This is a genomic window from Amycolatopsis keratiniphila subsp. keratiniphila, assembly GCF_001620365.2.
In the GTDB taxonomy this organism is placed as follows: Bacteria; Actinomycetota; Actinomycetes; order Mycobacteriales; family Pseudonocardiaceae; genus Amycolatopsis; species Amycolatopsis keratiniphila.
The window spans coordinates 1-22,146 of sequence record NZ_LQMT02000033.1; the positions used below are offsets into that span (position 1 = coordinate 1).

The window sequence follows — 22,146 nt, forward strand, 5'->3', positions numbered from 1 at the left end:
AGGAACGGCCCGTTCATTGCACGCCCGGGGCGATCAAGGTGCCACCGGCCGTGCACCGGGCTACGTTCGGTCCATGGTGCTGCACAAGGGAACCGCGTCCGATCCGGACCGCAAGACCGGGGGCAATCCGCTGTACGCCGGGGCGTATCCCGCGCTCGCCGCGAACATCCGTCTCCCGCACGACAGCCTCGCCGAAGACCCGCTCCCGCCCGACACCGCGCTCCAGCTGGTACGCGACGAGCTGATGCTCGACGGGAACGCCCGGCTCAATCTCGCCACGTTCGTCACCACGTGGATGGAGCCGCAGGCCCGCGAGCTGATGGCCGAATGCGTCGACAAGAACATGATCGACAAGGACGAGTACCCGCAGACCGCGGAACTCGAGCGGCGCTGCGTCAACATCCTCGCCGATCTGTGGCACGCGCCCGATCCCACCGCGATCATGGGCTGCTCCACCACCGGTTCGTCGGAAGCCTGCATGCTCGCCGGCATGGCGCTGAAGCGCCGCTGGTCGAAGCTGGGCCGCACCGGCGGGCCGAATCTGGTGATGGGCGCGAACGTCCAGGTCTGCTGGGAGAAGTTCTGCGAATACTGGGAGGTCGAGCCGCGGCTGGTGCCGATGGACGGCGACCGCTTCCATCTCACCGCCGACGAGGCGATCGCCCGCTGCGACGAGAACACGATCGGCGTCGTCGCGATCCTCGGGTCCACCTTCGACGGCAGCTACGAGCCGGTCGCCGAGATCGCCGCCGCGCTCGACGGATTGCAGGAACGCTCCGGCTGGGACATCCCGGTGCACGTCGACGGCGCTTCGGGCGCGATGATCGCGCCCTTCCTCGATCCGGAGCTGAGCTGGGACTTCCGCCTGCCGAGGGTGGCGTCGATCAACACCTCGGGGCACAAGTACGGGCTCGTCTACCCAGGCGTCGGCTGGGTGCTGTGGCGTGACAAGGAGGCGCTGCCCGACGAACTCGTCTTCAACGTCAACTACCTCGGTGGCGACATGCCGACTTTCGCGCTGAACTTCTCCCGTCCCGGCGCCGAGGTGGCCGCGCAGTACTACACGTTCGTCCGGCTCGGCCGCGAAGGTTTCCGTGCCGTGCAACAGGCTTCGCGTGACGTCGCGACCCAGCTGGCGGACGGGATCGCCGAGCTGGGCCCGTTCCGGCTGCTGACGCGCGGCGATCAGCTGCCCGTGTTCGCCTTCACGACGAAGCCGGACGTCGAGGGCTTCGACGTCTTCGACGTGTCACGGCGGCTTCGCGAGCGCGGCTGGCTCGTCCCGGCGTACACGTTCCCGGAGAACCGGACCGACCTCGCCGTGCTGAGGATCGTGGTGCGCAACGGTTTCACCCACGACCTCGCCGATCTGCTGCTCGCCGACCTCCGCCGCCTGCTGCCCGAGCTCGATCACGGCCCGCGACCGCGGACCGCGTTCCATCACTGAGCCGGGTGCCCTGCGTCACGCCGGATTTCCCCGGGCCCTACCGGCGCGTAACGTCGGGGGCTATGGGAGTCGCCGGAGACGAACGTCGTGCGTTGAGCGAGCTTTTCGAAGAGGTCGGCCCGGACGCGCCGACCTTGTGCGCGGGCTGGAAGACGCGGGATCTCGCGGCGCATCTGCTGGTCCGCGAGCGGCGGCCCGACGCGGCGCCCGGCATCCTGGTGCCCGCGCTCGCTTCGTACACGCAGCGGGTGCAGGACTCCTACGCCGCACGGCCGTGGTCCGAGGTCGTCGGCAAGGTCCGGTCCGGCCCCGCCTGGTACTGGCCGACGTCGATCGGTGCGGTCGACGAGCTGGCGAACAGCGCGGAGTTCCTGATCCACCACGAGGACGTCCGCCGCGGACAGCCCGGCTGGGAGCCGCGTCCGGCGGACTCCGCGCGGGACGCGGCGGCGTGGAAGTCGGCGAAGCAGGCCTCGAAGTTGAACCTGCGGAAATCACCGGTCGGCGTCATCCTGAAGACCCCCGAAGGCCGCGAAGCGCGGGTGAAGGAAGGCCCGGACACGGTGACCGTGATCGGCGCGCCGATCGAGCTGCTGCTGTTCGTCTTCGGCCGTGACGCCGCCCGGATCACCTTCGAAGGTGACGCCTACGCCGTCGACCGTCTGCGGAAGCACGACCGCGGGCTTTAGAGTTCCGGCCATGCCGATGATCAGTGTTTCGATGTTCCCCGGCCGCACGGCCGAGCAGAAGCAGGCCCTCGTGCGCGAGGTGACCGACGCCTTCGTCCGCACCTGTGGCGGCAATCCCGAAGGCGTCTGGGTGACCATCAACGAGATTCCCGCCGAACACTGGGCGTCCGGCGGGACTCTCTTCTCGGAGCGCTGACCCCGTTCGCCGGGGTCAGCGAAGCCCGACGGCCCGCAGCGCGAAGAACACCTCGATCGCGGTCTGCTTGATCGTCTCGGCGATCACCAGCGACCCGTGGCCCGCGTCGAACCGGTAGAACTCGAACGGGATCTCCCGTTTCGCGAGCCTGTCGAGGTAGTTCTCGACCTGCCGGATCGGGCAGCGCGGGTCGTTGTCCCCGGCGAGCACCAGCACCGGCGCCGTCACGGCCTCGACGTAGGTGATCGGCGAGCATTCCCGGTACACCGCCGGCACCGTCTCCGGCGAACCGCCGAACAGTGCCCGGTCGAACGACCGGAGCTGCTCCATCTCGTCCTCGTACGCGGCGACGTAATCCGCCACCGGCACCCCGGCGATCCCCGCCGCCCAGCGCGCGGGCTGGGTGCCCAGCGCCAGCAGGCTCAGGTACCCGCCCCACGAAGCGCCGTTCACGACGCACTTCTCCGGATCTGAAAGTCCACTTTGGACGGCCCAGTCGTGCACGGCGGCGACGTCTTCGAGCTCGGTCAGGCCGGGGCGGCCTTCGATGGCGTCACGCCAGGCCGAGCCGTACCCGGTCGAACCGCGGTAGTTGACCTCGACGACGGCGAATCCGGCGTCGAGCCAGACGGCGCGGTACGCGGAGAAGCGGTCCTCGTCGGCCGAATGCGGCCCGCCGTGCAAGGAGAAGACCGTGGGCAGCGGACCTTCCTGCGCGTCGGCCGGACGTGAGACCAGTGCGTGGATCTGCCCGCCGATACCGTCGACGAACGCGTCGGTGACCGGTACGGATTCCGGGGCCCGATCACCCGGCGGTTCGAGCAGCACGGAGTCTTCGCCGCCCGCTGTCCGCGCGCGCACCGCCGTCGGCCGCGCGGCACTGGACCACGAGTACTCGACCGTGCCGTCGGGCCGCACGCCCGCGCCGCCGATCCGGCCGGGCGGAGTGTCCAAAGAGGACAGCTCGCCGGTCGAGAGGTCGTACCGGTGCAGGGAACTGCGGCCTTGGTGGAAGTGCACGACCAGCAATGCCGTCGCGTCGGGATACCAGCCCGCGACCACCTCGCCGGGCAGATCCAGCTCGATCTCCTGCTCGGTGTCCGCGGCGGTGTCCCAGATCAGGAGCTCTTCGCGGCCGCGCCGCTCGTGCAGCACCAGCAGCCGCTGATCACCGGCGACCGGTGAGTACTCGAGCGCGCCGAGGCCTTTGCCCTCGCCGTCCCATTTGTCGGCGATCGTCGTGAATCCGTCGGTGGACAGGACGCGCAGCGCGGGGTGTCGTGAATCACCGTGCTCGGAGTGGGAGATCGCGAGCAGCGACTCGTCGCGGGACAGCGAGGCGATCCCGGCGTCGTCCTCGTGTTTGTAGAAGGACGTGGTTTCGCCGTCGATATGGGCGAATAGTTCGCTTCCGTCGTCGGTCGAGACGCCGACGGCGACCATCTTGGTGCCGATCTCGAGGCCGGCGGGGTAGCCGTCGTGGACGTCGGGCACCGCGCGCTCGGCGGCGGCTCCCGGCGCGAACGGTTCGCGGACCCAGGAACCGAATTCGTCGCCGTCGGTGTCGTTGAACCACCAGATCCAGCGGCCGTCGGGGGACGGGGTGGCGTGCATGGTGCCGTTGGGTCGATCGGTGACACGGCGGTGCTCGCCGGTCGACCGGTCCCAGGAGTAGACCTCCCACACGCCGCTGGCGTTGGAGACGTAGACGTTGGCGTCGGGGGCGTCGATGGCCCACTCGGGCACCGAGATGCGCGGCGCGTGGAAGCGGGCCCGCCACCTGCTCTCGGCTTCGGCGTCGTCGAACAGGCGGTCCGGGACCGCCGCGGACGGATATTCAGTGCCTGACTGCGTGCTCACCCCTCGATCCTGCCACTCGGGAGCCGTACTGTGTGCGGGGTGCTGGAGGGAAACGCGCCACGCGCGCGGTCCGCGCGTCAGGCGGTCGAACGGGCCGTGTTCGCGCAACCGCTGTTCGGGCCGGGGATGGGGTGCGTCGACGTCGGCTGCGGGCCGGGTTCGATCACCCTCGGTATCGGCGACGGGCACAGAAAGTCCACAGTGGACTTCCTGGTGGCGGAGGCGTGCGCGCTGCCGTTCGCCGACGATGCCGTGGACGTGCTCTTCGCGCACGCCGTTTTCGAGTATCTGAAGGAACCGGGTGCCGCGCTGGCGGAGTTCCGGCGCGTCCTCAGGCCGGGCGGCACCCTCGCACTGTCCACATCGGACTGGAGCCGGGCGCGGCTGCGGCCGAAGACGGCGAACGTCGACGCCGCCCTCCGCGGCCACTATCTGCTGTGGCGCCGCGCGGGCGGTGATCCGTTCGCCGGACGCTCGCTTCCCGCCGCGGTCGCGGCCGCCGGTTTCACCGACGTACGAACGAAAATCCGCTACCGCACGGACACGACGTACCGCGCGCTGGCGACGTCCGTGGAGGCGGGGCTGGTGACGGCGCTGGAAACCGCGACGACTCCGGACCGCGACCAGCTCGCCTCGGCCGCCCGGTCGGCGTGGTCGTGGGCGCGCTCGGGGGATGGGGATTTCGCGCAGTGCTGGACCGAGCTGCTCGCCACCCGCTGAGCGCCTTTCGGCTTTCGGCGCCCCCGATGTGGCATTGGGGACGTTGAGTGTCCCCAATGCCACATCGGGGGCACTCAGCGACTTGGGAACCCTCGGCCTTCGGGCGCGCTGCGGGTTGTCCACAGGCACCCGCCGTTGTGGACCACTGGCCCCGCCGCCCCCTCATCAGCCCAGTCCCGACGCCCCTCGGCGATACGCTGGAGCCGGGGTCGCCCCCCTGGGAGTGGCGGGGGCTGTCCGGGGCGCGGTGACTTGGGCATCGTCCTGGTCGGTGGGCTTCTGAAGGAAGGCGTCATGCCGCAACGCGAAAGGGCCTTGCTCGCGAAGGCGAGCAAGGCCCTTTCGATCTTGCGTCGGGGTGGCGGGATTCGAACCCACGACCTCCTCGACCCGAACGAGGCACGCTACCAAGCTGCGCCACACCCCGGATACTTCTTAGCGGGTCGAGGAGAAGTTTAGCGGACGGTGTTTCGGGCTTTGCGGGGGGCTGCTTTCCGGTGGTTCTCGCTGGTCGTGCCCCGTGGCACGAGGGTCAGCAGGCTCGCCTCGGGCGGGCACGCGAAGCGGACCGGGGCGTACGGCGAGGTGCCCAGTCCGGCGGAGACGTGCAGCCACATCTGGGCGCCCCAGCGGGACGCGCCGCGGGCGCGGGTGCGGTCCAGCTCGCAGTTGGTGACGAGCGCGCCGTAGCCGGGGACCCGGAGCTGCCCGCCGTGCGTGTGGCCCGCGAGGACGAGGTCGTAGCCGTCGCCGGCGAACTCGTCGAGCACGCGGGGCTCCGGCGAATGTGTGACGCCGATGCGGACGGCGGCCGCGGTGTCCACGGGGCCGGCAATGTCGGCATAGCGGTCGCGGTGGAGGTGCGCGTCGTCGACGCCGGCGGTGAACACGTACTGGTCGGCGACCTCGATGGTGCGCCGGACGTGGGTGAGGTCGTGCCACCCGTGTTCGACGAAGGCCGCGCGGAGGTCGCGCCACGGCAGGTGCTCGCCGTGGATCCGCTTCTTCTTGCCCTTCGGCATGAGATAGCGCGCGGGGTTCTTCGGCTTCGGCGCGTAGTAGTCGTTGCTGCCGAAGATGAACACGCCGGGCCGGTCCAGCAAGGGGCCGAGTGCGCGCAGCACGGACGGGACGGCTTGGTGATGTGACAGGTTGTCACCGGTGTTGACGACGAGATCCGGTTCGAGTTCGTCGAGCGCCGCTACCCAGCGTTGTTTGCTCACGTGTCCGGGCAGCATGTGCAGGTCCGAGATGTGGAGGATCGTGAAGGGCTTCGCCCCTGCCGCGAGGACCGGGAGCTCCGCGGTGCGAAGCGTCCACCGGCGCCTTTCGATACCGACCGCGTAACCGAGGGTCGCGGCTCCCAGGGCGACGGTTCCCACGGCCAAGCGCCGTACCGTCGCCCCCGAAGTGCTTTCGTTACTGAGCGTGCTCACAATGTCCAGTTTACGTGCTCTCCGGTGGTGATCGTTCGCCCCCATTCCGGCGATCTCGGTAAATCGCTGGAATGGCCTCTTTTCTTCACCTTCCGTGGCCGGCGCGGAGTGTCGCGATCGACCGACATGGTCTTGTCGACCGCTGTTCCCCGTTAGGCCGCCAGGCAGTCACTCAAAGTTAGCGGTATGTGACAGATTGTGACTTGCGCCGGTGAAAGAGCATCAGTTCTGCCCATCGTCTTTCGGTGTGCTGTTCCATGCTCGCTGCTCGGTGCCGGCAAGTTGGTGCCACAGTAGGACGAGGAGGCGGCCCAGGGCGATGGCTGCGCCCGGGCCGAAGATCGCCAACCAGAGCCCGATGATGCCGGGCTCCTTGGGGCTGACCGTCGCCACGCTCAGCGCCGTCACCGTAATTGCGGATAGCAGCATATGGACTGATAGTGCGACGAGCTTGGTTCGTGGTGTCGGGTACGCCCTGCTGGCGAGGTAGGTGGACACAGTGAACGCGAGGATGTAGACGAGCCATGCTCCGGCCACGGCAACTCCTTCGTGCTGATTGTCGGTGGTAGTTAACCGGAGCAAGGCTCGGCATATCACCTACCTTCCGCTGTGCGAGGGATCCGGCGTGATTTTCGAATCAAGACAGAACGTGGCTGACTCAGGGTCTATCCCGGGGTTCTCCGGGATGGGGACGGGTGTCATGCCCCAAGGGTTACCGTTTTGTCCCGTTCCAACGTCGCACCTGCCATGTGCGCTTCCCCAGGGGGCGGGGCCGCCGGTAGGGTCTGGCAACGAGCTGAATGCTACGAAGTCTCCTCTGATGACCGGTTCTGCGCTGCGTGAAGGTGTTCCATCGAGATTTATCGCAACGCTGTTATGGTAGAGGTACTGACTCGGCATGTGGCTGCTTCTGAGTAGTGGATTCCCGCCGAGCTTGCGCATAGAGCCATCAGTGCAGGCCAGGAAATTCAGTTCCTGCCAGATCGGTGGCGCTTGCGTAAATATACTGGCGTCAACGCTGGGTGCCAAGCCGTTGTTGAAGAACATATCTCGGACAGTAACCCCTAGCTTGCGTAGTCCCTCTGGAAGTCGTATGTCGGTACCGACCTGCTCCGACCAGCTCTTCATCGCGCTAACCGGTCCTGACTGGCTGAGCATCGGGCGGTAGCCGATCGAGCCTCCCCCATTCGTCAACGCAGCAACACAGGTGGCACTGGTTCTCGTGGGTGTGCCCTGAGAATCGGTCAGTACGGGTGCTTTGCCGGCGCTAACATAGGACCGTCCGGGGAGTATGCCGGTGTTGGTGGGATCAGTTCTTCGCCACACTCCATCGTGCTTGAGAAGATTTGGCATGGAATAGCTTAGGTTGGGTGCATTGATGTCATAATCTGCTTGCAGATTCTTTATCAGTTCCAAAAAGAACTTGGGCAGGTGAGTATTTCCTGTCTGGTGTTCATAACTCGTGAACTCGGATCCGTCGACAACTTTCCCTGAAGGATCACTGACAAACATGGCTGTTGCTTTAATTTTTATTTTGAATCGGTTGAAATCGTCGAAGTGAGCCGGCCGTCTGTCACTGGAGGGTCGGTCGTTATAGGGTTGGGCGAAGGCGATCCATGTGCCAATACTGTTGCCGTCTGGATGGTTTACCGGGTCCATGCCTGCTTCCAGTATCTGACGTCGCCAGATTTCAAGCCCTGAGCGGGTATGTTGGCCGACGCAGCCGGAGTTTGCTGCACCTTGACATACGGGAAATGTTAGGATCCGGTTGGTTATTCCGCTCGCCCATTCATAGAGTGATTTCCTGTTCGCTAATGGCCCACTTAGCCAGGATGCGCCGCCAGAAGTGTCAATGTCCTGGTCCTCGTCGAACTGGGCTACTGCCTCAACGGATTCTTCATGATAGGTTCCGTTGATGGGTACGAACGCCACAGCATCGAATGCGATGTCCTGACTCCCATCGCCGTCTTCCGTTACTGAGCTCAGTGTCACCTGGGGGACAGTGTTTTCGAACATGTATGTGCCGATCGGGACCCAGCGGTTTCCGCTGCCTGGCTGGGAGGTGGTCTGCGTTCGTGTGCCGCGAGCCGTGTTGACTGAGTACGCGGCCAGCTTGGTGTGCGCTCCGTGGTCGGGCAGTGCCACAAGCACCTTCATTGGGCCAGTATGCTGGCGGTTGAGTTTCCAGGTCGCGTTGACCTGGAGTTTCCCGGACTCTGCAGCTCGAGTTCGGGTGTGGGTGAACCAGAAATGGCCGCCAAAGCCGCCGCCGATCTGATGGGTGTCGACCTTGCCGGGGAAATGCCCGGTTCCGTCGTCGGAATAGTTGAGTGTAAATGTGCCCGCGTTGCTCCATGGTCTGCCACAGTCGGGACGCACTGCTGGCACTCCATCGGGCACGTCATCGATGATCAAGGCTCCGGAAGGAAGCCCGCTGAGGCCGCAGTTCGGTGCGTAGTTTGTGGCATCTTCTTGATAGGCAAAACCAGGATCGAATCGGAGCACTTCGCGGCCACATGAGTAAGAGCAGTCAGATTTCCAGGTGCTGGGCTGGTGGTACCAGCATCTTAGGTCAAATAGGCCGGAAGTGTTTTTGTGCGCGCAGGGGCCAGCAGGTTCGCCGATGACGTCAGGGTCATTGGGGGTGTGCTTGGATCCTGGCTCGCAATTGTTGCTGGTATCGCAGAATTGGGTGACCGGTGGTTTGACTTTTTGCCGGTTGACTGGGCCGGCGGTGTCGCCGCCGTTCCAGTAGGCGGCACGGTAGCCGTGTACGAAATTGCCGGGAGATTCGAGGGATTCGATAGGATGTCCGGCCCAGCCCATGACCTTTTCGGGATAAGGCCAGTCCTGAGGATGGGAGGCATCCTCGTAGGTGAATTCGAGGAAGGGGAGACGGTTGGCTGGATAGCGGGGGTTTACGGGATTGTTGAGCCAGCCGACTCCCCATGGGGAGCCGTCGTTCTTGTTTGGATAGAAGCCGGAGTTGTAGGCCCAAATAGCGAAGAACCAGTTCTCGAGCTTCGCTGGGTCGCCGTTATTTACCAGCAGCCCAGCTTCACGTGTTTGGTTCCACTTGCTCTGGAGAATCTGTAGTCCGGCGGCCACGTTGGCCGCGAAGTCAAGTGCGATGGCTCGTTGATGACCGTACGGACGTGCTACCTCTCCGGGCTTCTCCTTGCCGGCGAGGCGCATCCCATCGGTTACCTGCGTTATGCCGTACCCGCAGTCCGCATCTGGCCAGTTGATGGTCCAGTCGTCAGCTGCGGTGTCGTTGTAGTAGTCGATGCCATAGTAATTTCCGATCAGTGGGTTCGCAGTCACCCCGGGGAGGGCAAAGCGTGCTGCCTGCCATAGGTTCGATTCTTGTGCGGCTACACCGAGCATGATCTGGGCGGGTACGTACCCGCCGCCGGACAGTGGGATGGAGGGGAAGAGTCCCTGAGGGGTGTAGGCGGGCATTCCGAGGTTCTTCCAGTTGGCGGGGCGCTGAACATTCAGCACTCCACGGACCGCCTGGTCAACCGCCCATTCAACCTGTCGTGGCTTGGGCTGCATGGTCTGGTTGCGCGGATCACCACGCGGCACGGAGCAGAACCTCTCGGCGAAATCCGCCGGATTGTTCGGATCAGCGGATTGTGGTCGGATGCCACTTCTACCGGAGAGCGACGGGTGAAGGACCTTGTCGTCTGCCGGGCTGAACCTGCTCGACTGGCCGGGGATCGTCGTGAGCTCGATCTGTTTGCCGGTCTTGAGGGCGATTGCGGACACATTCACGGGCTGAGCCGCGAGTGGGTCCTGAGCAGGAAGCCGCGGATCGTCCTGCCGGGTTTTACGAACGGAGGTCACTGCGAGGTGGCCCTCGGTCGAAACCTTGGCGCCTGCCGGTGCTGCTACGACGGATACGCTGGACACCGACTTGGCGACGGAGTCGGCCTTCCCGGTGATGAAGACCCTCCCCCCACGTGCGGAGGCGATATCCAATGCGGCCAGCTCGCCGGTGGCGACGGTGTTCACGCGTCCGCCCGCAGCCCGTTTGACAGTCGCGCGATTCTGGTCGCGCTCGATGAACATGACGCCGCCATCGGCGTCGACTGCCAGCCGGAACGGCACGCCGGTCGCCGGCGCGACAACGCGACGTTCTCCGGAAGCGGACACCCGGACTAGGGCGCCGGAGTCCGCGCCCACGATGCCTTCGTGAGTTGGTACTGCCGAGGTGAGTTGGCCCGCTACCTCGATCGGCTTGCTGAAGGTGCCCGCCGCTGCGTCGAGGCGATGGAGGCGAGTTTTCCCGAGTGATTCGTGGCCTTCCTGGGTCAGAACCGCGGATTCGCCGTCTCCGCAGCCTGGATTGAAATAGGCAAGGCTGGAGCGTAATGGCAACTTCTGCACTGCCCCGGTTTCGAGATTCACGGTCGCGGTGAACCCGCCTCGTCCCGCCAGAGCTTCCTTGTTGGTGAACGTCCGCGGCGCATAGACCACAACGGCACGTTTTCCGGATGCCGTGACGCAGGCGTTTCCGATCCATTGATCGGTGTCGAATCCGATTTCCGACAGCGTGGCCGCCGTTCGCCACTGATATCCGTCAGACTGTTTGGCGACGAGGAGGTGAAACCCCTGTGCGTCGCCACTCGTGGTCCAGGCTGTGTCAGTGGACTCCTTCCAGCCGGGCCCGAGCTGGGAAGTGCGCTGTTCAGTTGGGATCTGCCGCGGTGCGGTTAGAGGTCGAGGCGCGACCTCTACGTCCTTGTCTGGAAGCACTTCTTGCCGTGCCTCAGCGGGGGTGCTGGCTAGAGCCGAAGTCAGAACGGCGGCCAGAACTGCGGCAAGCCATCTTCGACGGTAGGTGTACGTGGGTCGAACCTTCATGGAAGCCTTCATTTTGCCGCCTCGAAGTGTAGGTGCAACCGAGGAAGTTGTTTGCAGGCGAGAGAGGTGATTCGTAAACAGTCGTGCAAGAAGCTACGAATAGCGTGGTAGATACCATGGGTTGAAGCGGTATATGTAAGACATCCGGCTCCCTCCCCGGAGCGCGATGATGTGCCAAGAACAGTGATCACTTGGAAGTAGATCGAACTTCCCGAGGTGGCGCAATAGGCCGCTCGGAGGTCCGCCTGCTGGCGCGTCGGTCTTCGGTGATCGCTCGTCACTCGAACGGTCGATTGATCGACACTGGTTGGACGCGGCATTGTCTTCGTGGGGAACAAATGCCAAAGATTCTCGGCTTCGCGTCTGTCGAGAGTCCGTGACGTTCGTATCGATTCCCGTATCGTGCGGCAAAGTTTGACGCGAACTGATTGTCGTTGCGCGATAATTATTTGAATGGATTAGTTGACTAGAGCTGCGGCTCGAACTTCTCGTGGCCGATTGCTGCTTTCGATATTTATTTTCAGGGAGTGATGAGTATGAAGGTGAAGCGTACCTTTGCCGTCTTAGGTCTGTCAGTGTTGGCTTCATTGGGTGCTGTGCAGGTCGCGGAGGCATCGCCCGATTCGACGGAGGAGGTCTTCACTTGTGCATACCAGGCGTATAGCGTGTGGTGTTCCTCTACGCTCGCCAATTTGAACGTGCGAACTCAGCCGAACTCGCAGTCTGGCCGCGTGGTAACGCTCCCGAAGAACGAGACGTTCGAATTGCAGTGCTGGAGGCGTGGCGAGTCCATCAATGGCGATGACGTTTGGTACTACGGCAGCGGGAATTATGTGGACCCGTGGGAGCGGGGCAATGGATTCGTGTCTGGTTACTGGCTTGCTACCGGCAAGGACCCCGCTCCGCAGATTCGAGCATGCTAGCTGTGGGGATGGTCGATTCGAGGACGTGTCCGGCTTTGATTGAGCAATCCACACAATTGATCGTCGGTGTCGGCTGCTGATGCTTCAAGTTTGACCGTTGCAATCCGACAATTCCCGGTCTTCTTGTTGTCGGTACGGTGGTTTCATGAAGGCTTTATGGGAATCGATTAAATGCCTCGATTTACGTCTGGGCAAGATTTGAGGAAATCCAATGTCAAATTGCTTGTCCCGTAGATCTGTATATGTCGTCAGCGCGCTTGTGGCGGCCATCGTCACAGTAGGTGGGCCGGCCTTCGCTACAGCCGGCCCGGATTTGAAGGTAACGGCGACAGTGGCACAAGGCCCGTACCTGGCCGACGAGGAAATCCCGGTCGAGCTGACCATCACCAACAACGGAGATGCCCCGGCGACCGAGGTCAAGGCAACCGGTCTCTCCCAGTTCGGCGCGTTTCTAACTTGGGAGTACCAGACGTGGCGTGACCTCGACGTTCATGGCCACGGCGCCACCTTTGCCCCTGGGGAGAGTCGGACCTACCACTTGGTCGGCAATGTCCCCAGCTTGGTTGGGGGCAGTCCTGTGGTGCGGATCAACGCGACGGGGCTGGCCGAGGCCAACCCTGCGGACAACTTCCAAGATGTCACCGTGAATCTTGTCCCGGCCGGAACGACGGATCGTGTCGCCGGCCAGGTTTTCGCCGATGCGAACGGCGATGGCCTACCCACTCCGGGCGAGGAACTGGCTGGTGTGAAAGCCATCGCCTACGTCTGGGATCCAGGAGCCAACCATGTTGTGACGACGACTGACGCAAACGGTCGTTTCTCACTTGACGGGATCCCCGTCGGAGCGGCGCAGCGTCATATCGGTTTCGAAGACGTACCGGCTGGTTGGGAGCTCGGTATCCAACCGGCCATGCGCCTTGACGGAACCGGGCAGTACACCTCGTTGACCATCATGGCAAAGCGGGTTAGCGGCTAGAGCCGTCAGGTAGTCCGTGAAGGCCTTCTTCCGTGCGCCACGGCCGGAAGGATGCCTTCACGGACGTATGAGAGAAATCAGCGGCCGCCGCCCATGTACTTCGGGTCCGGCTGCGGTAGCGGCAACGCCTCCTGGCCTTCGAGGATCTTCGACATCGCCCCGAACCAGGTCTGCGCCGGCGTCTTCCCGCCCCACATGTTTTCGCAGCCCCGAGTGGAGACGTTGCCCGGGCCGAGGTAACAGAGGCCGCCACTTCCACCCTTCGGCCGGAACACCATCGCCGCGCCTGCGAGCTGGGGAGTCGCCCCAAGGTAAGAACCTGCGCCGTTGTTCTGTGTTGTTCCGGTCTTGCCGATCACCGGTCGGTTCCACTTGGCACCGCTCGCGGCGCCGAACGACGTCCCACCAGGTTGGCTGTCCTTGCTCATACCGACTGCGAGTGTGTTAGCGAGGCCCTCTGGCACCACCTGTTCGCAAGCGGCTTCCTTGACCGGGACCGGCTTCCCATCCCGGTCGGTGACACTCGCCAGCGGGGTCGGCGGGCACCAGACGCCACCGCTCATGATCGTGGCGCCGACATTCGCCAGTTCCAGGCCTGACAGTGGGCTCACGCCGAGGGTGAACGCACCGGACCCGGCCCAGCCCGGCTTCGGTCCGTACGCCTGGAGTTGGTTGACGTTTACGCCGTCGTCTTTGGAGTTCGGGTCGACGGTCCCGCCGCCCCGGTTGCTGGCCATGGTGTCGCGCATGCCGAGCTTGCGAGCCATCTCCACGACCGGACCGGTGCTCCCAAGCCTGTCCTCGAGATGCACAAACGCGGTGTTCGGCGAAGTCGCCAGCGCCTGCTGCATCGACATGGTCCCGCCCGCCGGGTTGTAGTCACCCGCGTTGCCGACGCAGTACCAGTTACCACCTGGTCCAGCGGGGGGCCGGGGAGCCGCAGGACACCGCTTCGGGCCACCGGCGAACACATGAGACACGTAGAGGTCGGGTACTGGGAGTGAGCTGTTGATCCCTGCTACGCCGGCTTCCAGGGCCGCGGCGGCGGTGAAGACCTTGTAGGCGGAACCGGCGCCTGCGGTGTTGTAGACGCCGGAAGGCAACGCGAACGTCGTCTGCCCCTGGTCTTCGTGCAGCCCGTAGTCGCGGTTCGCCGCCAGCGCGACGACCTCATGCCGCTGTTTGCCCGGCTTCACCAGGGAAAGCGTGTTCGCGACGTTGTCCTGCGTCTTCTTGACCTGGGCTTCGGCCGACATCTTGGCCTCGTGGTTCGCCCGTTCGTCCAAAGTGGTCTTGATCTGGTAGCCGCCGGTGTAGAGGTCGTCCTTCGTCATCCCGGACTTGAGGAGATAGTCCTCGACGTACTGGCAGAAGAAACCGTTCTCCGGGCCGGCGCCGGTGCAGTTCGACGCGGGCTTCTGCGGGCCGCCTTCGACGACGCCGAGCGGCTCGGCCTTGAAGCGTTCGGCGTCCACCTTCGCGAGCTTCTGGTTGTCGACCATGCGGTCCAGCACCAGGTTGCGGCGTTCGGTCGCCTTCGCGGGGCTCTTCCACGGGTCGTTGACGATCGGGTTGTTCACCAGGCCGGCCAGCAGCGCCGCCTGCGGCACCGTGAGCTTCTCGACGGACGTGTTGAAGTACGCGTTCGCGGCCGCGCCGACCCCGTAGATCTCGCGCGAGAACTCGACGACGTTCAGGTAGCCGGTCAGGATCTGCATCTTGTTCAGCTTGGTTTCCAGCTGGATCGCGATCCGGGCTTCCTTCAGCTTCCGGGCGACCGACTGTTCCTGTGCGCGCTTCTGGCCCGGCTTGTCGTCCCGGTAGACGACGTTGATCAGGTAGTTCTTGACGTACTGCTGGGTCAGCGTCGACGCGCCCTGCGTGTCCCCGCCGGTGCTGTTGCTGACCGCCGCGCGCAGCGTGCCCTTCCAGTCCACCCCGTTGTGCTCGTAGAAGCGCTTGTCCTCGACCGAGATCAGCGCCCACTTCATGGCGTCGTTGATCTGGGTCTCGGTGGTCGGGATGCGGTACTGCTTGTACAGCGTCGCGATCTGCTTGCCGGTGTTGTCCGTGATCGTCGTCACCAACGGCGGCGGGATGTCCGCCAAGTCCGAAGATGTCTTGTCGACGGTCTCGCTCGCCTGGTTCGACAGCACCCCCGCGGCACCCGCCACCGGGAACAACATCCCCGCGACCAGCACCCCCGCGAGCACACACAGGCCAATGAGCTTCAGCAGACCGTCCGTTTTGCGCACGCGGACCAGGGTACGCGGATGCCGTTAGCCCACCGTGACGTCACCTCGCGGTAAGTGTGGATTCGGTTACGAAATCGACCCCATGAGGTGACGGCCGGTAACGGCAGGCATTCTAGGGCTTGGCGGGGGGAACCGAGGGCCCCTACAGTCCGTCAACGTCTCACGTATGAAAAAGCCGACAGACGGGTGAGTGCGAGCGGCAGTCGCATTCGGCCGAACGGAGGCACCGGCACCGGGGAGGTGTCGGCTCAACCGACGTGAGCACACAGGGAGACACGCTCATGGGGGCAGGAGCGCAGGCTTTTCGTCCTCCCGTGGTGTGTCGAACACCAGGGTAGGGAGCTGGGGGTATGGAAACCAACCAGTCGAGCTGGCGAGTCAATGCGTCGTGCCGCGACACCGATCCGGACGGCTTGTTCGTCCGGGGGGCGGAACAGAACCGGGCCAAGGCGGTCTGCCTCGGTTGCCCGGTCAGGACGGAATGCCTCGCCGAAGCGCTCGATGGCCGGATCAACTTCGGCATCTGGGGAGGTATGACCGAACGGGAACGGCGGGCGCTGCTGCGGCGGCGGCCGGACGTTTCCAGCTGGGCGGACCTGCTCGAAGCGGCGAAGCGCAGCTTCACCGGGATCGACGAAGAGGAAGACGTGCGCGTCCGAGTCTCGTGATCATGGTTTCGTGAAAAGGCCCCTTCCCTGAGTCCAAGGTAGGGAAGGGGCCCTTCGCGGAGCCTCAGGACTGGGTGGCGAGCTTGGTTCCGATGTCGCGCAGGCCTTCGAGATCGTGCACGTCACTGGGGAGCGCGGGCACCCGCACCAGCGGGACCTCGGGATGTGCCCGCGTGAACCTGGCGAGCAGCCGCGTCTCTCGATCGGCCAGCGCGACCCGGTCCGCGTGCAGGCGAAGGACGGCTTCGGCCAGCGGAGCGCTGGTCTCGCCCTTCGCGAGCTGCTCGGCGGCCGCGACGGCTTCGGCACTGGACAGCGGGGCGAGCACCGGATGCGTCCGGTTCGCGACCAGCCCCGCCAGCGGCATGCTCTCCTCCGAAAGCCGCTCCACGAAATAGGACGCCTCGCGCAGCGCGTCCGGCTCCGGCGCGGCCACCACGAGGAACGACGTCCCGCCGGACCGCAGCAGTTCGGAGGTCTTGCGCGCGCGTTCGCGGAAGCCGCCGAACATGCTGTCGAAGGCTTGCATGAACGCCGAAGCGTCGGTCAGCAGCTGGCCGCCGATGATCGTCGAGACGGCCTTCGCGAACATCGAGAATCCGGCGTTGACCACCTTGCGCAAGCCCCAGCCGCCCGCCTTGGCCGGGCCGGTGAGCAGTCGGATCATCCGGCCGTCGAGCGCGGTCGAGAGCCGCGTCGGCGCGTCGAGGAAGTCCAGCGCGGACCGGCTCGGCGGCGTGTCGACGATGATCAGATCCCACTCGTCGGTGGCCGCGAGCTGCCCCAGCTTCTCCATCGCCATGTACTCCTGCGTGCCGGAGAACGACGTGGAAATGGTCTGGTAGAAGGGGTTCTGCAGCAGCTGCTCGGCGCGTTCCGGGCCGGCGTGCACGCGCACCATGTCGTCGAAGGTGCGGCGCATGTCGAGCATCATCGCCCACAGCTCGCCCTTGGGCTCGAAGCCTTCGACCTGCACCTGCTTCGGGTGATTGCCCAGCTCGCGCAGGCCGAGCGCCTGCGCCAGCCGCCGGGCCGGGTCGATGGTGAGCACCACCGTCTGCCGTCCGCGTTCGGCCGCGCGCAACGCGAGCGCCGCCGCGGTGGTCGTCTTGCCGACCCCGCCGGAACCGCAGCACACGATGACCCGGCTCTCCGGATCGTCGATCAGCTTGTCGACCTCCAGGACGTCCGACATCAGCGCACCCCCTGCTCGGTCAGCGCTTCGGCGAGGTCGTAGAGCGCCGCGACGTCGACGCCGTCGGTCAGATCCGGCAGTTCGAGACCCGGCAAGTCCGCTTCGGAAAGTTGCTCGCGGGCACGCTGCTCGGCCGCGACCCGCACGGCGTGTTCGACGGTCTCCTCGACGAGCGCGTCGAGAGTGCTTTCGGGCAGGTCGAGACCGGCCGACGCGAGGCCGGCGCGGACACGCGAGGCGTCGACACGGCCGTCCGCGGCGGCGGTCACCGAGCGGGCGGGCAGCCGCGGCGGGCGGACCCGGTTCACCAGCACGGCGCCGGGGCGCAGATCGGCGCCGTCGAGTTCGGCGACCGCTTCGACGGTCTCCCGCACCGGCATCTCTTCCAGCAGAGTCACCAGGTGGACCGCGGTCTCACCGGAATGCAGCAGCCGCACGACGCCGTCGGCCTGGCCGCGGATCGGGCCGGTCTTGGCGAGATCGGTCAGCGCCTTGGTGACGTCGAGGAACTTCACGACCCGGCCGGTGGGCGGCGAGTCGACGACGACGGCGTCGTAGGTGTGGCGGCCGTCCGATTCGGTGCGGCCGACGCATTCCTTGATCTTCCCGGTGAGCAGGACGTCGCGCAGGCCCGGCGCGAGCGTAGTCGCGAACTCGATCGCGCCCATCCGCCGCAGCGTCCGCCCCGCGAAGCCGAGGTTGTAGAACATCTCGAAGTATTCGAGCAGCGCGGCCTCGACGTCGATGTGCAGGGCGCGCAGTTCGCCGCCGCCGGGGACGGCCGCGATGCGCTGCTCCGCGTACGGGAGAGGCTCGGTGTCGAAGAGCTGGGCGATGCCCTGGCGGCCTTCGACCTCGATCAGCAGCACTCGGCGTCCGCCCTTGGCGAGCGCGAGGCCCAGCGAGGCGGCGAGCGTGGTCTTGCCCGTCCCGCCCTTACCGGTGACGAAATGCAGCCTGGCTCTCGCGAGTTCGTCGGTCCAGCCGGCAAGGGGTGTGCTCACCGGTCCCACCCTAATTGAGCGATCAGCTCGCCAGCATCATGACGCCGAGCGCGGCCACGACCAGTCCTGCGACGCACCAGGTCAGGACGCCGGGCAGCACCGTGAGCATCACCACACCGAGCAGCAGGAGGGCGACGAAGGCCACCGCGCCGGTGACCGCGACCGTCGCCGAGCTGTCCGTGCGGTCCCGTGCCTTCGCCATCAGGACCAGCACCAGCGGCAGCCCGGCGGCGGCGAGCAGGACGGTCGCGATCACACGCCAGGTCTCCACGGGCCCACCGTAGCGCCGCCGAACGCGCGTGAAGGCCCCCTTCCCTCGGCTCAGCAGAGGGAAGGGGGCCTTCACGCGCTTCCGTCAGCTCCCGATGGGGGTCGCGGGCACGCAGGGGACCGGCTTCGCGTGCGCCGGGTCCAGCGCGTTGAGGACGTGCCCGGCGGCGTTGCGGTCGGCGGCGACCCCGGCGTGCTCGGCCAGGTCCAGCAGGCAGCTGTCCTGCAGCACGATGTTCTTCACGTTCGGGCCGGAGCCCATGCCGCTCGTGTACGGGACGACGGCTTCGTCGTAGCGGGTCATGATGTTCGTGTAGGTCACGCCAGGCTGGAAGACGCCGTTGCCCGACCGCAGCTTCGTGAGGAACTCCGAACCGCGCAGGAACTGTCGGCACGAACCGCAGAGCGGGTCGAGGATGCCGTTGAACCCGGGTGCGAGCCCCAGCGCGCCGGCGAGCGCGTACAGATGCGACGCGCCGAACAACGTCGTGCCGTTCCAGAGCGGGGTCAGGCTGACGTACTTGTCCACTTTGGACGCTCCGCCGAGGAACTTCACATAGTAAGAAGGCATCAGCGTGCCTTCGGAATGCCCGAGGATGTCCACCTTGGCCGCGCCGGTCGCGCCGCGCACCTTGTCGATGAACGCGGAAAGCTCCTTCGCGCTCTGCTCCATCGGCAGCAGCCCGCCGGGCTGGTAGATCGGCAGCGGCTCCCCTGGGACGCCATAGGTGAGGGAGAAGACGCAATACCCCTGGTTCTTGAGAAGCGGGCCGAACGTCTGCCAGTTCACCGTCTGGTTGGCGCTGAGGCCGTGGGTGAGCACCACCGGATTCGGATGGGCCGTGCTCGGACGGCAGTCGAAGTCGTTCGCGCCGGGTGGCGGGCCGCCGGGGTTCGCCGCCTGTGCGGGCAGTGCCGCGGCCAGCGTCCACGGGACGGGGAGTTCCTCGTCGGCGGTCGCGGGTGCAGTGCAGATCAGGGCAAGGGCCGCGGCCAGGAAGGTGGCGGCGAGGGACTTCGTCGTCCGCATGTCGGCGTCCTATCTACTCCCGAGTAGGTGTGAAGTGAACCACATCGGCGGGAAATCGGCGAACCGGTCGCGAGAGGGTTTTCCGCATGTGTGTCGGGCGCCCTTGCCGGTTTGGCTACGCTCCCGGGCATGAGCGCCACCAAGTGGGAGTACGCGACCGTCCCCCTGTTGATCCACGCCACCAAGCAGATCCTCGACCAGTGGGGCGAGGACGGCTGGGAGCTCGTCACCGTGCTCCCGAACCCGACCGGCGAGCAGCACGTCGCCTACCTCAAACGACCGAAGAACTGAGGGCCTGAAGCCATGACCTGGAGCGATCGCCTCGCCGAGCTCGGTATCGAACTGCCGGCCGTCGCCGCCCCGCTGGCGGCGTATGTGCCCGCCGTCCGCACCGGTTCGCACGTCTACACGGCCGGGCAGCTGCCCTTCGTGAAGGGTGAGCTCGAAGCGACCGGCAAGGTCGGCGCCGAGGTCAGCCCCGAAGAGGCGAAGCAGTACGCGCGGACGTCGATCCTCAACGCCCTCGCCGCGGTCGACTCGGTCGCCGGTATCGACAACGTCGTGCGGGTGGTCAAGGTCGTCGGGTTCGTGGCGTCCGCGGAGGGCTTCACCGGCCAGCCCGCGGTGATCAACGGCGCGTCCGAGCTGCTCGGCGAGATCTTCGGCGAGGCGGGTATCCACGCCCGCTCGGCCGTCGGCGTCGCCGAGCTGCCGATCGGGGCGCCGGTCGAGATCGAACTGATCGTGGAGGTGAAGTGATGGACCCGGACATCGAACGGTCCTCGCACGAGCTCCTGCTCCGGCTGGCCGGACGGCTGCCGGACCAGCTCTTGTGGCGGTTCCGTGACTGGCTGGGCGAAGGCGCGATGGGCACGCTCGCGCGCACCCTGCCCAGGTCTTTGCTTAAGCACAGGATCGACCTGGATCAAACCGAGTATCGCCTGCTAGTCGCCGGACTCATCCCTCACGGGGCCGACTGGCATCAGGTGAGTTCCACCCTGGGGGTAGACGACGTCACCGAGACCAGGTACACATTCACGCAGAGTGCGCCCGAATGGGTGAACTCCGTCGACTCTGTGTCCGTATTGATCCACGCGACGTTGCGGGGACGGCCGGATGTGGGTGAAGTGCGGCAAAGCTGGCGACACCTCGGTGTGGTCGGCGAGGGTGGGGCGAAACGAGTCCTCCTGGTCACGGCGACGAACGGCCTGCCGAGGCTGACCGGCGAACTGCAGCGCGTCCTGCGCGTGCTGGGTGACGAGGAGCCCGGCGTCGAGGTTCTCCCGCCGAGCATCGACCTCACCGGCTATCACCGCACCGCGCTCGCCAACTCCGAGCTGGTCTGTGTGGGCGCGGTGGACACCGGAAGTCGGCTGGTCGCCGCTTAACGCTCGCTCCACCAGGCGAGCCGGGAGGGAGCAGAGCAATGGTGGAGGTCCACGACGGCCCGCCCATGGACGGGTTCTCGGTGCCCCTGCGCCTGCACAACCTGTTACTGGCCCTGGCGGGTCGTATCGACGACAGTGCTTTGACCGAAGCGCGTGAGCTGATCGCGCGTGCGCACATCGACGAAGCGGTGGAGCTCACCACCGGCACCCTGATCGCGGGGAAGATCCCGGTGAGCTCCTCCGAACAGCGCGAACTCGCGCTCGTCCTCGAGATGAGCCGGTCCGACGCCACCCTCGCGAACGACCTGCTGGTCGTCGAGGAGGACGAGCCGGTGCTCACCCACCGGTTCACCGGGGAGAACCAGCCCGAATTCGGCCTCGCCGAGGCGCTCGACCGCACCCTGCAGGTGCTGCCGGACGTCCGGTCGGTGCACGCGGTGTGGCGGAACACGCCGGCGGGCAGTGTGCCCGGCGCGCTGCCGCAGCGGGTGGTCCTGGTCGAGATCGGGCCCGAGGGCAACCCGCCCGCGGTCGCGTTCCGCGTGGACACCGCGCTTCGCCGCGCGGGTATCCGCTCGGTCGTCGAGGTCGCGGGTCCCGGCGTCGCACGGTCCGCGTACCACCAGGCCGCGTCTTCGGCCGCGAGTCCTGTCTGGGTCACCGGGAGTACCCACTCCAGTGACTTTCGATCCGAACCGGTGACCCCGCCGCCCGCTCCCTCCCCGGCTCCCGAGCCGGTCAAGGAGCAGCCGAGCAGGCACGGGCTGCGGCCGGTGAGCGCCGGGAGCCACGAACCGGCCGAGCCGATCGCGCCGGTGGTGCCGATCGTGCAGCAGGCGCCCGCGACGACGTCGTCCTCGTCTTCGTCGGAGTCGGCACCGCCGCGCAAGTCGCGGGCGGAGACCCGCGCCGAGCGCACGGCCGACCTGACCCCGGCCGAGGTGGCGCAGCTTCGCCAGGCGCTCAAGGAGGACCCCGAAAAGGGCCGCGAGATCGCCACGGGCAAGCCGAGCATGCACGAGGTCGTCGAGCTGCCCGCTCTCGACCTCGACGATCCCAGCCTGAGCGAGCGCGACCGCGCGCTCCTGCGCGAGCTGCACGCCGAGCTCGCCGAACGGGAGCGTGCCGAAGCTGCGAAGATCCGGCTGAACGGCGCTTCGCGCAGCAGCGGCTGGTCCTCCTGACGAGTCCCACGCGTTTCGTCCTCTGAATGCGGTAGT

The 22,146-nt window shown here is 66.0% G+C and carries 19 protein-coding genes and 1 tRNA gene; 10 read left to right on the forward strand and 10 right to left on the reverse strand.

Going from position 1 to position 22,146, the window contains the following annotated elements; all coding sequences use genetic code 11:
* The first annotated feature begins 73 nt into the window (after positions 1 to 73).
* From AVR91_RS31730 to AVR91_RS31740, 3 genes are all read left to right on the forward strand, one after another.
* On the forward strand, positions 74 to 1,447 hold the full coding sequence (locus AVR91_RS31730) for a glutamate decarboxylase (RefSeq protein ID WP_063277460.1): 1,374 nt from the start codon (positions 74 to 76) through the stop codon (positions 1,445 to 1,447).
* A 62-nt stretch (positions 1,448 to 1,509) separates the two neighbouring features.
* On the forward strand, positions 1,510 to 2,136 hold the full coding sequence (locus tag AVR91_RS31735) for a TIGR03085 family metal-binding protein (protein ID WP_016337899.1): 627 nt from the start codon (positions 1,510 to 1,512) through the stop codon (positions 2,134 to 2,136).
* A gap of 10 nt (positions 2,137 to 2,146) precedes the next feature.
* Positions 2,147 to 2,332, forward strand: a complete 186-nt coding sequence (locus tag AVR91_RS31740) for a 2-hydroxymuconate tautomerase (protein WP_016337898.1) — start codon at positions 2,147 to 2,149, stop codon at positions 2,330 to 2,332.
* 15 nt (positions 2,333 to 2,347) lie between these two features.
* On the opposite strand, the gene AVR91_RS31745 is transcribed toward AVR91_RS31740, so the two are convergent.
* Positions 2,348 to 4,192 (reverse strand): prolyl oligopeptidase family serine peptidase, encoded by a 1,845-nt coding sequence (locus AVR91_RS31745; RefSeq protein WP_063277461.1) that lies wholly within the window; start codon positions 4,190 to 4,192, stop codon positions 2,348 to 2,350.
* 39 nt (positions 4,193 to 4,231) lie between these two features.
* Here AVR91_RS31745 and AVR91_RS31750 point away from each other — a divergent pair, with 39 nt between their 5' ends.
* Positions 4,232 to 4,912 (forward strand): methyltransferase domain-containing protein, encoded by a 681-nt coding sequence (locus AVR91_RS31750; protein WP_063277462.1) that lies wholly within the window; start codon positions 4,232 to 4,234, stop codon positions 4,910 to 4,912.
* A gap of 353 nt (positions 4,913 to 5,265) precedes the next feature.
* On the opposite strand, the gene AVR91_RS31755 is transcribed toward AVR91_RS31750, so the two are convergent.
* The 4 genes from AVR91_RS31755 to AVR91_RS31770 form a co-directional block, all read right to left on the reverse strand.
* A tRNA-Pro gene (locus AVR91_RS31755) sits at positions 5,266 to 5,339 on the reverse strand.
* Between the two features lie 28 nt (positions 5,340 to 5,367).
* Positions 5,368 to 6,294 carry a metallophosphoesterase gene (locus tag AVR91_RS31760; protein WP_455577842.1) on the reverse strand — a complete coding sequence of 309 codons (927 nt, stop codon included), beginning with the start codon at positions 6,292 to 6,294 and terminating at the stop codon, positions 5,368 to 5,370.
* Between the two features lie 276 nt (positions 6,295 to 6,570).
* Entirely contained in the window at positions 6,571 to 6,885 is a 315-nt protein-coding gene (locus AVR91_RS31765) for a hypothetical protein (protein ID WP_063277464.1), read from the reverse strand.
* A 60-nt stretch (positions 6,886 to 6,945) separates the two neighbouring features.
* Positions 6,946 to 11,229: a golvesin C-terminal-like domain-containing protein gene (locus AVR91_RS31770; protein ID WP_228709398.1), complete on the reverse strand. Its 4,284-nt coding sequence runs from the start codon at positions 11,227 to 11,229 to the stop codon at positions 6,946 to 6,948.
* A 1,122-nt stretch (positions 11,230 to 12,351) separates the two neighbouring features.
* Here AVR91_RS31770 and AVR91_RS31775 point away from each other — a divergent pair.
* Entirely contained in the window at positions 12,352 to 13,116 is a 765-nt protein-coding gene (locus AVR91_RS31775) for a COG1361 family protein (RefSeq protein WP_228709399.1), read from the forward strand.
* Between the two features lie 77 nt (positions 13,117 to 13,193).
* Here the strand turns inward: AVR91_RS31775 and AVR91_RS31780 are convergent, their stop codons facing one another.
* Complete coding sequence (locus AVR91_RS31780; RefSeq protein ID WP_143254169.1) at positions 13,194 to 15,371, reverse strand: transglycosylase domain-containing protein; 2,178 nt, start codon at positions 15,369 to 15,371, stop codon at positions 13,194 to 13,196.
* Positions 15,372 to 15,721: 350 nt separating this feature from the next.
* Between AVR91_RS31780 and AVR91_RS31785 the strand changes: the two genes are divergently transcribed.
* Positions 15,722 to 16,039, forward strand: coding sequence for a WhiB family transcriptional regulator (locus AVR91_RS31785; protein WP_005166974.1), 318 nt, complete (start codon positions 15,722 to 15,724; stop codon positions 16,037 to 16,039).
* 64 nt (positions 16,040 to 16,103) lie between these two features.
* Here the strand turns inward: AVR91_RS31785 and AVR91_RS31790 are convergent, their stop codons facing one another.
* From AVR91_RS31790 to AVR91_RS31805, 4 genes are all read right to left on the reverse strand, one after another.
* Positions 16,104 to 17,234, reverse strand: a complete 1,131-nt coding sequence (locus tag AVR91_RS31790; RefSeq protein ID WP_016337893.1) for an ArsA family ATPase — start codon at positions 17,232 to 17,234, stop codon at positions 16,104 to 16,106.
* Positions 17,234 to 18,238 (reverse strand): ArsA-related P-loop ATPase, encoded by a 1,005-nt coding sequence (locus AVR91_RS31795; RefSeq protein WP_016337892.1) that lies wholly within the window; start codon positions 18,236 to 18,238, stop codon positions 17,234 to 17,236. Before AVR91_RS31795 ends, AVR91_RS31790 begins: the two co-directional genes overlap by 1 nt.
* 22 nt (positions 18,239 to 18,260) lie before the next feature.
* On the reverse strand, positions 18,261 to 18,509 hold the full coding sequence (locus AVR91_RS31800) for a hypothetical protein (RefSeq protein WP_063277466.1): 249 nt from the start codon (positions 18,507 to 18,509) through the stop codon (positions 18,261 to 18,263).
* Positions 18,510 to 18,593: 84 nt separating this feature from the next.
* Positions 18,594 to 19,538 carry an esterase/lipase family protein gene (locus tag AVR91_RS31805; protein ID WP_063277331.1) on the reverse strand — a complete coding sequence of 315 codons (945 nt, stop codon included), beginning with the start codon at positions 19,536 to 19,538 and terminating at the stop codon, positions 18,594 to 18,596.
* A 129-nt stretch (positions 19,539 to 19,667) separates the two neighbouring features.
* On the opposite strand from AVR91_RS31805, the gene AVR91_RS42945 reads away from it, so the two are divergent.
* The 4 genes from AVR91_RS42945 to AVR91_RS31825 are packed head-to-tail and all read left to right on the forward strand — an operon-like array spanning position 19,668 to position 22,110.
* On the forward strand, positions 19,668 to 19,829 hold the full coding sequence (locus AVR91_RS42945; protein WP_016337889.1) for a DUF4177 domain-containing protein: 162 nt from the start codon (positions 19,668 to 19,670) through the stop codon (positions 19,827 to 19,829).
* Between the two features lie 12 nt (positions 19,830 to 19,841).
* Positions 19,842 to 20,297 carry a RidA family protein gene (locus AVR91_RS31815; RefSeq protein WP_016337888.1) on the forward strand — a complete coding sequence of 152 codons (456 nt, stop codon included), beginning with the start codon at positions 19,842 to 19,844 and terminating at the stop codon, positions 20,295 to 20,297.
* Positions 20,297 to 20,926, forward strand: coding sequence for a hypothetical protein (locus tag AVR91_RS31820; RefSeq protein ID WP_016337887.1), 630 nt, complete (start codon positions 20,297 to 20,299; stop codon positions 20,924 to 20,926). Before AVR91_RS31815 ends, AVR91_RS31820 begins: the two co-directional genes overlap by 1 nt.
* A gap of 38 nt (positions 20,927 to 20,964) precedes the next feature.
* Positions 20,965 to 22,110 (forward strand): hypothetical protein, encoded by a 1,146-nt coding sequence (locus AVR91_RS31825; protein ID WP_063277330.1) that lies wholly within the window; start codon positions 20,965 to 20,967, stop codon positions 22,108 to 22,110.
* The last annotated feature ends 36 nt before the right edge of the window (positions 22,111 to 22,146 follow it).